Origin of the sequence: Halioxenophilus sp. WMMB6 (assembly GCF_033283405.1) — a bacterium.
Classification (GTDB): domain Bacteria; phylum Pseudomonadota; class Gammaproteobacteria; order Pseudomonadales; family Cellvibrionaceae; genus Halioxenophilus.
The window spans coordinates 183693-194914 of the sequence record NZ_JAWMQR010000003.1 but is presented as its reverse complement, the minus strand read 5'-3'; the positions used below and the strand labels follow the sequence as shown (position 1 = coordinate 194914).

Sequence of the window (11222 nt, the reverse complement as noted above, 5' to 3'; positions counted from 1 at the left end):
CCACATCCCGGTGTGGCGGGCAAAGCTGGCCAAGTGCCTTGGTTTGTATTGTAATATGGCCCCTTTTTAAGCCTGCAGAGGTCGATGTTTTGGAGTTACGTGTGACAAGTGAACCCGGCAGTAAACCCTGGTATCGAGAATTTTGGGCGTGGTTCATCCTGGCTCCGTTAATTGCCTCGATCATCCTCTCCGGCATGATGGTGTTTACCGCGGTACGCTTCGGTGACGACGAAGTCACCGTCGACTACTACAAAAAAGGCCGTCTTATTAACCAGAGTATGGAGCAGGTGGAGCTGGCCGCGAGCCTGGGCCTCTCGGCTGATATCACCTTCGATCTGGAACTCGGCGAAGTGCTGCTGCGCCTGCAGGAGAGCGCCAATACCCCGCTGCCCGAGGAGCTTACCCTCTATCTCGACCATCCCGTGAGCGAAGAGCTGGATCGTATCCTTACCCTAAAAGAGGTGGCCCCCGGTTACTACCGCGCCGACCTCGACTCACGCCCCGATTTCCGCTGGTACCTGCGTCTGGTGCCCGGCGATGCCCCCATCACCACAGCGGAAGAGGCCACCGCGCCCGAGCACTGGCGCTTGAACGGCGAAATCGATTTTCGTACCAGCCAGCAGGTACAGCTCCAGGCTCCATGAGCGACCAGCCAGCCGGGGCCTGCTATCACTGTGGCCTACCGGTAGCCGGCAACAGCCACTACCGCACACAACTGGCCGGCGCAGAACGCGAGTTCTGCTGCCCCGGCTGCCAGGCCATCGCCGAGACCATCCACAGCGCCGGGCTCGACAGCTTCTACGACTTCCGCACCCAGGCCAATCAGCGCCCCGACCTCGAAAGCCTGCGCAAAAACTACCAGGTGTACGACCTCGCCCCTCTGCAGCAGGAGTTTGTGGTGGCCCCCGAGGCTGGCACTGATCTGCGCCAGGCGCAGCTGCTGGTGGAAGGGCTCACCTGTGCCGCCTGTGTCTGGCTGATCGAGCGCCACCTGTTGGCGGTGCCGGGTATCACCCTGGCGCGGGTCAACGCCAGCACCGGCCGTCTGCACCTGGCCTGGCACGACGACGAGATCAAACTGAGCCAGATTATGGCGGCGGTGGCGGCCATCGGTTATCAGTTGTCACCGGCCACCGAAGATCAGCAACAGGCGCTGGCCCAGCGCGAGCGACGGCAGGCATTGATGCGCATTGGCGTGGCTGGCTTTGGCATGATGCAGGTGGGCATGGTGGCGGTGACCATCTACGCCGGGGCCGACGACCACTGGCTGGTCTTCTGGCGCTGGGTCAGCTTATTAATCGCCACACCGGTGGTGTTGTTCAGCGCCCGGCCCTTCTTTACCGCCGCCTGGCGCGCCCTCAAGAACCGCCACCTGGTGATGGATGTGCCGGTCGCGCTGGCCATCGCCTTTGCCTACAGCGCCAGTGTCTGGGCCACACTCAGCAACCAGGGTGAGGTCTATTTCGATTCGGTCTCCATGTTCACCTTCTTTTTGCTGGTGGGCCGCTATCTGGAGATGAACACCCGCCTCAACAATCGCCTGGGTATGACCCGCCTGGCCCAGCTGCTGCCATTGACCGCCACCCGGGTGGAGCGCCAGGGCGACGACGAGACGCGCACCGTGCTGCCCCTGCGGGCGCTGGCGGTGGGCGATTGGGCGGCCGTGGGGGTGGGCGAGGTGATCCCCTGCGATGGCGATATTCTGGAAGGTAGCTCCCAGGTCGATGAGTCAATGCTCACCGGCGAGGCGGCGCCGGTGGTAAAGAGCGTTGGCGATAAGGTGGTGGCCGGCACCACCAATCTGGAATCCCCATTGGTGGTGGCGGTAACCGCCGTGGGTACCGCCACTACGCTCTCCTCCATTGAGCGCATGGTAGAAGACGCCGCCGCCCATAAGCCCAGGCAGGTAACCAGTGCCGATGCCATGGCCTCCTGGTTTGTAGCGGCGGTGATTGTCATCTCCGGCCTCACTGGCGCCTACTGGGGCTGGCGTGAGCCCGGCCACGCCCTGTGGGTGGTGCTCTCGGTACTGGTGGTCACCTGTCCCTGTGCCCTCTCATTGGCCACACCCACCGCCCACGCCGCTGCGCTCTCGCGCCTGCGCCAGGCGGGGTTGCTGGTGATGAACAGCGACGCTCTCAGTGCCCTGGCCAAGGTCAACCGAATTGTCTTTGATAAAACCGGCACCCTCACTGAAGGCTGCCCGAGAGTGGAGTTGGTGGTGGCTCTGGCCGGCCTGTCGGAGGCCGAGGTGTTGGCGGTGATCGCCGCCCTGGAAGAGGACAGCCGCCACCCCATCGCCCAAGCCTTCAGCCCCTGGCGCGGGCAGAAGCTGGCCCGCCATCGCCTTACCCAGGCCAGCGCCGGGGTCGTGGGGGTGGTGGATGAACGCAGCTACTATTTTGGCCGGCCCGATTTTGCCCAGCAGCATCTGACGGAATCTTTAACCCCGCCAGCGGCGGGCACCTGGCTGTTGTTGGCCGATGAACAGCAGGCGCTGGCCTGGGTGCAGTTGGCCGACAGTGCCCGCGCCAGTGCCGCGCCGGCGCTGGCCGAGTGCCGGCGCCAAGCCATTCCCGCCACGCTGCTGTCGGGGGATAATCGCCAGGCCGTTGAACAGCTGGCCGGCGAGCTGGGCCTGACAGAGGCGGTGGCCGAGGTGGCGCCCGGTGACAAACTGGCGCGGGTGCAGGCCTATCAACAGCGCGGCGAGATTGTCATGATGGTCGGCGATGGCATTAACGATGTACCGGTGTTAAGCGGGGCCGATGTCTCTATCGCCATGGCCGGAGCCACCGACCTGGCGCAAACCAAGGCCGATGCCGTGCTGCTGACCGGCGACCTGACCCTGTTGTTGAAAGCCATGCAATTTGCCAAGCGCCTGCAGGTGACCATCCGCCAGAATCTGGCCTGGGCCCTGGCCTACAATGGCATTGCGCTGCCACTGGCGGTAGCCGGGCTGGTGCCTCCCTGGGCGGCGGCCATCGGCATGAGTGCCAGCTCGCTGGTGGTGGTGGCCAACGCCATGCGTTTGGGGCGGTCGCCGCTGTAATTCTGGGTAAATAAATTTCAGCCAATAACCGCTCTCGGTAGCGGAGCAAAGGTGTGCTGTGGAAATTCTCTATATTTTGGTGCCGATCGTTTTGGTGTTTGTTGCCATCGCCATAAAAATTCTTTTTTGGGCGATCAACAGCGGTCAGTACGACGATTTAAATACCGAGGCCAACCGTATTTTATTTGATGAAAAACGGCCTGCCGCCCAAAAAAGTACAACCGCTGTTGGCGACCAAAAGCCGGCAATGAAACAAAACGTTAGCGAACCGAACGACCATGAGTGAAATTAATGTTGCCGTGCTGCTCTCGGCACTGGCTTTGGGATTTTTTGGCAGTGCTCACTGCATTGCCATGTGTGGCGGCATTTGCAGTGCCTTGAGTTTTGCTTTGCCGCCCGGGCGGCCCGGGTTACGCCTGTTGATTTTAATTGGCTACAACCTGGGCCGGATTGGCAGCTACGTGTTAATCGCGTTGATCTTTGCTCTGCTCAGCCAGTTGTTGGCCAAGGCGTTGGGGCCCGATAGCCTGCGCCTCTATCTGGGTGGCTTGCGTTTTATTGCCGGAGTCCTGTTAATTGCCATGGGCCTCTATCTGGCCGACTGGTGGCGGGGATTGCGGTATCTGGAGCAGGGCGGGCAAAAGTTGTGGCGGTTTTTTGCCCCGTTAGCGCAAAAGCTGACGCCGGTGCGCCGTTTTTCCACCGCGATTTTATACGGCGCCGTGTGGGGATGGTTGCCTTGTGGTTTGGTCTACAGTGCCTTGGCGCTGGCGGTCACTCAACACGCGTTGCCCGCCGCCGGCCTGACCATGTTCGCCTTTGGCCTGGGCACACTGCCAGCGCTGTTGGTCACCGGCTTGTTGGCCGAGCAGTTGCAAAAACTGTTGGCCAATGCCAATTTAAAACGGCTCTTCGCGCTGCTGTTAATTGTTTTTGGTGTATGGACCATCCTCTACAGCGGCGGCCACCAGAACCACGCGCAACACACAGCTACCGATAGCGGCGAAGTGATGGAAAGCGAGCATCACCATCACTAGTTGAATAAATTACGGTGTTCGTTTTTGGTTTCCTATTTATTTGTTGGCAGAACATTGTTGGCGAAAATATAAACCACAACCATTAATTCAAAGGGGCGTGCCCATGGCTATTCGCATTACCGGCAGTATCGGTTCACTGCAAGTCGATTTAACGGTGGAAGGCCTTGTCGGTGATGAGCTCGCCTCGCTGGTGCAAGGCCTGCAAGTGGCCACAGCCGGTACGCCCTCATCCGCAGCGGTACAAACCTCAAGCGCCACACCCGCAGCAACAGAAGGCAGCGACCAAAAAGCCTGGCGTCTGGCCTTGGCTGCTATTAACGACCAACAGTCGATCAGCTCCTGCGATTTAATTAATTGCCTGGCGGATGCCGGTATCGACGATGCCACCATTAAACGCACGCTGCTATTTTTGCGGGAGAAGGGCACGGTGCGGGTTGACTATTCCAGTGACGGGTTGCAGCGGGTTTATCACAGCAAATAATAATTCCGAAAGCCAAGGTCAATACGCAAAATTACCTATCTGCGTACCGTTGCCTATCGCTGACCACTTTTATGCTCAGCCTTTTTTATGGTCGATCTTTTTCTGTTCGTTTCATTAGTTCCAATCGTTTCTGTGCTGTTCAGGGTTTTTCTGTCGGCATCTTTTTTAAAAAGATGCCGCCCCTCTTTAATTAAACAATTTTCTTTTTTTGATTGACCGCTCGGTTGCGCCCGGTTTTAAAAATAACGGCTGTAACGATTCTGTCGTTTGCATAAAAATTGGTCGCTAACTGGGTGATGATTTATTTTGTGTTCGAGCTTGCGAATCCCTCGCGGCTAATAATATTACTCACTCATAATAGTGGTTGCTCATCTCTCGCTTTGTTCAAGGCAGCCATCCTTAATTTGCGACCGTTGGTCATGCTAACTGCCGCTCATTTGACATGGACGACTATACATAAAAGCGCAGATCACTTAGCCTTGCCGCCGACTTAAATAGACAAGTCCGTTGGGCTCAATATTTTCCGGGTTGTTAACTGAATTAGCCCAAATGTCAAGGAAGGTATTGCAAGCGAATTGCAAAACAAGAAAATTCTCCGAGGGATATTGGAAATGTTAGATAATTTAAAGCTGCCGGCAGTGATTGCGGCTGTTCTGATGTTGTCTGCCTGTGGCTCCGACAACAAATCCAGTGAAGAGATCTACTCCTCTGATCTAAAAGCAACTCTTAAAGCTGATAGCGCCGGTGTGGGCCTGGAAGCCTACATGCTGCCTGAAGCTGGCGACCTGGCCAGTATCCCGCAAGACCCCAACAACCCACTCACCGCCGAGAAAGTCGCGCTCGGTCAGTTCCTTTACCACGAAACCGCACTTGCCGTGAATGGCGTTAATCCCACTCGCGCTGGTACCTGGTCCTGTGCCAGCTGTCACCAGGCCCGCGCCGGTTTTAAATCGGGTATTTTGCAAGGTATCGCCGAAGGTGGTGAAGGCTTTGGCCTGGCCGGTGAAGGCCGTACTTTTGCCGACGGTTTCGATGCCGCCTCGGCCGACCCAACCATGCGCCCCGATGTGCAGCCATTAACCTCACCCGCTGTACTCAACGCCGCCTACCAGGAGGTAATGCTCTGGAACGGCCAGTTCGGCAATATGGTTGGTGGTGTGGTTAACCTGGGCATTGCCGATGCGGTACTGGCCACCCCGGGTACTCCCAAAGCCAACAACGATCGCCAGCTCTCCGGTATTGAGACTCAGGCCATTGCCGGCTTGACCGTACACCGTATGAAAGTGGTTGACGACACCATTCTGCAGACCAACGCCACCTATCAAGAGATGTTCGCCGCCGCCTACCCGGATGGCAGCACCGATGTTTTGGAAGATGCCGGTAAGGCCGTGGCCGCTTTTGAGCGCAGCATTATTGCCAACCAAGCCCCTTTCCAGCTCTGGTTGCGTGGCGACAAGAGTGCGATGAGCCTGGAAGAGTTGAAAGGCGCCATGCTCTTTTTCGGCGACGCCGGCTGTAGCAGCTGTCACCGTGGCCCAGGCCTCTCCTCTGAAGCGGGAGCCACTGAAGACCAGGTCTTTATGTCGATGGGCTTTGCCGACTTTGATCCCAATAACCCGGCGGTAACCGGTACTGTGGATGCGGCCAGCTCCAAAGGCCGTGGTGGTTTTACCGGCGAAGCGGCGGATAACTACAAGTTTAAAATTCCGCAGCTCTACAACCTGTTGGATACCAACGTCTTTGGTCACGGCGGGTCGTTCAACTCCGTGCGCGACGTGGTGGCCTACATGAACGCCGGTATTCCACAGAAGGTTCTGCCCGAAGGTACCCTGGACAGCCGCTTCCAGCCACTGGGCCTGACCGAGGAAGATATCGACAACATCACCGCCTTCCTGGAGATCTCTCTCTACGATCCCAATCTGCTGCGCTACGAGCCAAGCTCACTGCCTTCCGGTAACTGTTTCCCGGTTAACGATGGTGTGGCTCAGGTTGATCTTGGGTGCTGATGCATAGCGGGAATTGTTCTTCCTGAACAATTCCCGTGTCGCGCCTTCGAGCTCTGCAAAATTGTGTGAAGTTGAGCTTGCGAAACAACGCCCAGAGGGCGGCCCCGAAGGGGTGAGAGCTCTGCTCGAATAATTTTTTTGGCTCGAAGGCGCTCGCGCCAGCTTTGCTGGCGGCGGCACGTTATTGCCATGGATGCGGAAGGCCGCCCCGGCTGTATGCCGTTTTGCATCGATACATGGAAGTCTCAGATTAGAGCAACGCAGGAGCGGTTGCCGAGGAGCAAAATCCGGTCCCGGTGCCACTCCATCCTCCTACCTCTTTCCCGTAATTCGATCAATTTTTAGAAAGCGTTGTGCGTTCTCAACGCTGTTATCCCGGCAGGTTTAAATTTGGCCCAGGGTTTCCTGGCTTCTACCCAGCGGTTTCAAAACGCTGTGAAAACAGGGATGTTTTGACGCGAGCGCCCCAGGGAAGGGTTTAAGCGCTTTTGAAACTGCTGGGTAGAAGCCACCTCTACTATCTCCCCCATCAATAGCAGCCTTTTACCAAAGGTTTCACCACGGCTGGCGGTGCAATGCATGGTTGCATACGCCTTAACCTTTACCTCCACAAACCCCGGTTTCTCTCCACCAGGGCGGCGGTTTTCCGGTTTTCTGAGGTGGGTGGGGGTGTTCACACTGGTGGCTGGCGCTGGTATAAGGGTTACCTGGGTGATTCGCCTCAGACTGGGCACAACAGGGAAATTATGCGAAAGCTGCTGATTGTATTGGGATTACTGGCTGCCGGTGTGGCGGGTATTGAAGGTTTGCTGGTGGCAGAGCCGGCGGTAAAAGGGGCGTTGATTATCCTGTGGGTGGCGGCGGTGCTCTGGTTGACGGAGGCGATTCACGTCACCGCCACGGCGCTGATTATTCCCGTATTGGCCGCTGCCCTGCACCTGATGGATGTCACCGAAGCTCTGCAGAGTTTTGCCCACCCCATCATCTATATCTTCCTTGGTGGCTATGGCCTGGCCGCCGCCATGAATGCGCAAAAGCTCGATCTCTACCTGGCCCACGGCATTCTCTCTTTTACCGGTGGCCGCCTTAATTGGGCGGTGATACTGCTCTGTCTGGCCACCTCGCTGCTGTCGATGTGGATCAGTAATATGGCCACCGCTGCATTAATGTTGCCGCTGGTGTTGGGCCTGCTGGGGCAGAAGCATGCACTCAGCCACAAGACCAAAATGTTCTGCCTGCTGGGCATTGCCTACTCCGCCAACCTGGGCGGTATCGCCACCCTGGTGGGCAGTGCCCCCAACGGTATAACCGCCGCCGCCTTGGGCATGAGCTTCGGCCAGTGGTTACAGGTGGGCGGTACTGTATACCTGCTGTTGTGGCCATTGATGATGGTGGTGCTCTGGTGGTTGCTAAAGCCCGACTTTGGCAGCGGCAAGGTGAACCTGGCCGACTTCGATTTCGCCTGGTCGCGGCCGCGCCTGTTAATGGTCTCTATTTTCCTGTTTACCGTGGTGGGTTGGGTGTTCAGCAAGCCCCTGGGCAAGTGGCTGGGCATTGATGCGAAGTTCGATACCTGGGTGGCACTTACCACTCTGGTGCTGCTGATGCTGAGCCAGGTGGTGACCTGGAAGCAGATTCAAAAGCACACCGACTGGGGTATTCTGCTGCTCTTTGGCGGCGGCCTGGCCCTGGGCGCGCTGCTGAAATCCACCGGCGCCAGTGTCTTCCTGGGCACCGCGCTCAGCCAGATAGTGGCCGGGCAGGCGACAGTGGTGGTGATTCTGGTGCTGGTGACCTTTGTCGTCTTCCTCACCGAGCTCACCAGCAATACCGCCACCACAGCGCTGTTGGTACCCATCTTCATCACCCTGCCGGAAGCCTACATCAGCCATCAACAGGCGGCACTGGCGGTGGGGATTACCGCCTCCTGTGCCTTTATGCTGCCGGTGGCGACACCGCCCAACGCCCTGGTGCACGGCACCGGTTTGATTACCGGTGGCACCATGTTGCGTGCCGGGCTGGTGCTCAATATCGTCTGTGTGGCGGTGATTACTGCTGTGCTGGCAATCTTCTACTAGGCGGGTGGCGGTTAGTCAGGCCGCCGCCAACCGAGGCTTGGTTTCAGTCACCCTTGTGGGAGGGATGCTATGCAAACGATTGGTATCTTTATCTACCCAAATGCGGAAGTGCTCGATTTCTCCGGCCCGTTTGAGGTCTTCTCCACTGCCAACCGCTTAACGCCCACGCCGGTGTTTAAGGTGCTGTTAATTGCTGAACAGGCGGGGCCACTGCTGGCCCGGGGCGGCTTTAGCGTAACGCCACACTGCGCCATTACCAACCACCCGCCGCTGGACCTGTTGCTGCTGGTTGGTGGTGACCACAGCGAAGTGATCACCCGCCGTCCGGTGCTCGATTGGGTGGCGGAGCAGGGCGCTAAGGTGGCTTACCGCAGCTCGGTTTGCACCGGCGTCTTTCTCTGGGCCGAGGCCGGTGTGCTCAGTAGCGAGACAGTCACCACCCACCACCAGGATATCGACGACCTGCGCAATCACTACCCGGGGCTGACCGTCATCGGCAACCGGCGTTGGGTGGAGCAGGGCGACTTTATCAGCAGCGCCGGTATCTCCGCCGGTATCGATATGAGCCTCTATTGGCTGCAGCGCCTGCACGGCCGCGAGCTGGCCGAAGCCACTGCACGGCAGATGGAGTTCGACTGGCAGAGTGACCCGCTTGGCCGGTAAACTGCGCCCCTTTTGGTGTGTGAGCGCCTGCTAACCAATGCTAAGAGAGGAGTGTTAACTGTGGCTATTCGAATTATCAGCGCCAGCCAGGTGCGTGAACTGTTGCCCATGGCGGAGTGTATCGAGGTAATGGCCACGGCCATGGCGGCCGCCTCGGCCGGTGAGGTTGCCCTGCCGCCGCGCCTGTTCGCGCCACTGTTTGATGAGCGCGGCTCCCTGGGGCTGATGCCCGGCTCCTCGCCCAAGCTCAACTCCTACGGCGCCAAGCTGATCACCCTGCACCCGCACAACCCCGAACGCGGCCTGCCCACCATTCAGGGCTTTGTCACCCTGTTTGATCGCGACAGTGGCAGCCCGGTGGCGCTGGTGGAGGGCGGCGAGATTACCGCCCTACGCACCGCCGCCGCCTCCGGCCTGGCTACCCGCCTGCTGGCCCGGCAAGAGGCCAGCAGTTGTGGAGTATTTGGCACCGGTGCCCTGGCCGTTAGCCATATTGATGCCATGCGCGCGGTGCGCCCGGTGGAACGGATTAAAGTGTGGGGCCGCGACTCACTCAAAACCGCCGCCTTTGCCTCTGCCCAAAGCCAGCGGCTGGGGCTGCCGGTGCAGGCCGTGGCCGACCCGGCCGAGGCCGCCGCCTGCGACCTGATTTGCACCGTCACCGGCTCGCCCAAGCCCATCCTCCAGGGCGACTGGGTAAAACCCGGCAGCCACGTCAACCTGGTGGGCGCCTACAGCCTCACCACCCGCGAGGCCGACTCCAACCTTATCGCCAAGGCCCGGCTCTATGTCGACCTGCTCGAAGCCGCCCGCAGCGAGGCGGGCGACCTGATGATTCCGGTGAGTGAAGGGGTGATTAGCGAGGCGGCCATCGTCGGCGAACTTGGCCAGCTGCAGCTGGGGGGCATTGCCGGCCGCGGTGATGCCGGCCAGATCACTGTCTACAAATCCTTGGGCATGGTGGCCCAGGATCTGTTTGCCGCCGACTACGTCTACCAGAAGGCGCTGGCGACTGGGGTGGGTGTCTCTGTTGATCTGCAGGGTTGATCTGCAGGGTTGATCTGCAGGGTTGATCTGCAGGGTTGATCTGCAGGGTTGATCTGCAGGGTTGACTTGGAGGGTTGAATTGCAGGGCTGCTCTTCAGGGATGAGCGCCCGGCCAGCGCGCTATACTGCGCTGGTTTCTCCCGATTCAAGCTCCTCATTCAAACCCCCCTCATTCAAACCCCTATTTAAACCCTTCAATTAAGTCCCCAACTAAACCCCTTGACCTGGGTCTAACTCACAGGTTTAACCTTGTTGCATTGTTACCGGCACCGGGCGTGCTAGCCCGCCGGGTAAAACAACCAACCTGTGAGGTGCGTAATGCGAGTTTCCGATCTGGCACGCAAGCTGGAGATCACCGCCGACACCGTGCGCTACTACTGCCGCCTGGGCTACCTGGTGCCGGAGCGCAGCGCCGACAACGGCTACAAAGCCTTCAGCCGGCACGATGAAGAGCGCCTGCGCTTTATTCTGGGGGCGCGTAAACTGGGCTTTACTGTGGAGGATGTCGGCCGCATTCTGGCCACCGCCGACCAGGGCAACAGCCCCTGCCGCCTCACCCGCCAGTTAATTGAAGAGCGTCTTGCCGAAAACGAACGCCACATCCAAGAGATGCTGGCTCTGCGCGAAAAGATGCGCGCCGCCATCGGCGCCTGGAGCCAGCAGCCCGACCAACAGCCCGACCAACAGCCCGACCAACAGCCCTGTAGCGATACCCAGGGCCCTGTTATCTGCCATCTGATCACGAGCTTCAACGATCACGGCCAGGAGCAGTACCATGACTAAACACGCCAACCCCGTAACGACCTTCGACCCCTCCCAAGCCACAGGCTCTGCCAGCGAAGCGGGTACTCACTGCGC

Annotated in this window: 10 protein-coding genes; all 10 read left to right on the top strand. The window is 59.0% G+C overall.

Annotation, left to right across the window (positions count from 1 at the left end):
- Positions 1 to 101: 101 nt before the first annotated feature.
- The 10 genes from SBL51_RS09840 (at position 102) to SBL51_RS09795 (ending at position 11147) form a co-directional block, all read left to right on the top strand.
- Positions 102 to 644, top strand: a complete 543-nt coding sequence (locus tag SBL51_RS09840; protein ID WP_317930751.1) for a FixH family protein — start codon at positions 102 to 104, stop codon at positions 642 to 644.
- Positions 641 to 3052 carry a heavy metal translocating P-type ATPase gene (locus tag SBL51_RS09835; protein WP_317930750.1) on the top strand — a complete coding sequence of 804 codons (2412 nt, stop codon included), beginning with the start codon at positions 641 to 643 and terminating at the stop codon, positions 3050 to 3052. Before SBL51_RS09840 ends, SBL51_RS09835 begins: the two co-directional genes overlap by 4 nt.
- A 58-nt stretch (positions 3053 to 3110) precedes the next feature.
- A complete protein-coding gene (ccoS, locus tag SBL51_RS09830) occupies positions 3111 to 3338 on the top strand; it encodes a cbb3-type cytochrome oxidase assembly protein CcoS (protein WP_317930749.1) in 228 nt (75 codons plus the stop codon).
- On the top strand, positions 3331 to 4089 hold the full coding sequence (locus tag SBL51_RS09825) for a sulfite exporter TauE/SafE family protein (protein WP_317930748.1): 759 nt from the start codon (positions 3331 to 3333) through the stop codon (positions 4087 to 4089). Before ccoS ends, SBL51_RS09825 begins: the two co-directional genes overlap by 8 nt.
- A gap of 103 nt (positions 4090 to 4192) precedes the next feature.
- Positions 4193 to 4570 (top strand): hypothetical protein, encoded by a 378-nt coding sequence (locus SBL51_RS09820; RefSeq protein ID WP_317930747.1) that lies wholly within the window; start codon positions 4193 to 4195, stop codon positions 4568 to 4570.
- Between the two features lie 611 nt (positions 4571 to 5181).
- The gene (locus SBL51_RS09815; RefSeq protein WP_317930746.1) at positions 5182 to 6576 is read left to right on the top strand and encodes a cytochrome-c peroxidase; all 1395 of its coding nucleotides are present in this window, start codon (positions 5182 to 5184) and stop codon (positions 6574 to 6576) included.
- 746 nt (positions 6577 to 7322) lie between these two features.
- Positions 7323 to 8654: a DASS family sodium-coupled anion symporter gene (locus tag SBL51_RS09810; RefSeq protein WP_317930745.1), complete on the top strand. Its 1332-nt coding sequence runs from the start codon at positions 7323 to 7325 to the stop codon at positions 8652 to 8654.
- A gap of 69 nt (positions 8655 to 8723) precedes the next feature.
- Entirely contained in the window at positions 8724 to 9317 is a 594-nt protein-coding gene (locus tag SBL51_RS09805; RefSeq protein ID WP_317930744.1) for a DJ-1/PfpI family protein, read from the top strand.
- Between the two features lie 60 nt (positions 9318 to 9377).
- Positions 9378 to 10364, top strand: a complete 987-nt coding sequence (locus tag SBL51_RS09800) for an ornithine cyclodeaminase family protein (protein WP_317930743.1) — start codon at positions 9378 to 9380, stop codon at positions 10362 to 10364.
- Between the two features lie 318 nt (positions 10365 to 10682).
- Entirely contained in the window at positions 10683 to 11147 is a 465-nt protein-coding gene (locus SBL51_RS09795; RefSeq protein ID WP_317930742.1) for a MerR family transcriptional regulator, read from the top strand.
- The last annotated feature ends 75 nt before the right edge of the window (positions 11148 to 11222 follow it).

What these genes read in the sequence shown, in the direction of transcription:
- SBL51_RS09795 (WP_317930742.1), top strand. Translation starts at nt 10,683, where the DNA reads ATGCGAGTTTCCGATCTGGCACGCAAGCTGGAGATCACCGCCGACACC.
- SBL51_RS09805 (WP_317930744.1), top strand. Translation starts at nt 8,724, where the DNA reads ATGCAAACGATTGGTATCTTTATCTACCCAAATGCGGAAGTGCTCGAT.
- SBL51_RS09815 (WP_317930746.1), top strand. Translation starts at nt 5,182, where the DNA reads ATGTTAGATAATTTAAAGCTGCCGGCAGTGATTGCGGCTGTTCTGATG.
- SBL51_RS09820 (WP_317930747.1), top strand. Translation starts at nt 4,193, where the DNA reads ATGGCTATTCGCATTACCGGCAGTATCGGTTCACTGCAAGTCGATTTA.
- SBL51_RS09835 (WP_317930750.1), top strand. Translation starts at nt 641, where the DNA reads ATGAGCGACCAGCCAGCCGGGGCCTGCTATCACTGTGGCCTACCGGTA.
- SBL51_RS09825 (WP_317930748.1), top strand. Translation starts at nt 3,331, where the DNA reads ATGAGTGAAATTAATGTTGCCGTGCTGCTCTCGGCACTGGCTTTGGGA.
- SBL51_RS09810 (WP_317930745.1), top strand. Translation starts at nt 7,323, where the DNA reads ATGCGAAAGCTGCTGATTGTATTGGGATTACTGGCTGCCGGTGTGGCG.